General features: G+C 73.1%; 1 pseudogene. It reads right to left on the bottom strand.

What is annotated here, in order from left to right:
- Positions 1–240: 240 nt before the first annotated feature.
- Positions 241–502: pseudogene (locus PSH25_RS29485) on the bottom strand (hypothetical protein); the annotation flags it as partial.

The raw sequence follows: 502 nt of genomic DNA on the forward strand, positions 1-502 counted from the left end.
ACCGACGACGGCCCACCCCGCTGCTCGGCGACCGCAGCCCAGGGCGGCACCGCGCCCCGGTCGGGATCTGGCGGCCAGAGTGGTTCGACGTCCCGCTCCGGCACCGGCTGCTGGCCGGGCACCTGCGCCCGGTCGGCGTTCTCGTCCATTACGGCCCTCCCCAGTCCTCCTGCGAGGATAGGCCCATTCGCCCAGCAGGGCCGATCGGTGCAGGTAGGTCGCCCGTCGATGCGATCGAGGTCAGATCGACCAGACCGCCCAGGCGCCCGGCTCGATCCACCAGGAACGCTTGCGGGTCAGTTCGCCCTCGACACCATCGTCGAGGTACGGCACCTTGCCCTCCCTGGGCAGCACCGACACCGCCCGTCCACGGGCCCGCCGAACTTCGAGGCGTACCCGCTTGCGCCCCCACGCCGAGCGGACGACCACCGGCACGGCCACCGCGACCTCGACCTGGCCGTCGGCCGGGTCCGGAGCGGTCAGCAGCGTCACGTCGTCGAGC

The sequence above is a fragment of the Micromonospora foliorum genome, assembly GCF_022229015.1.
Lineage (GTDB): Bacteria > Actinomycetota > Actinomycetes > Mycobacteriales > Micromonosporaceae > Micromonospora > Micromonospora foliorum.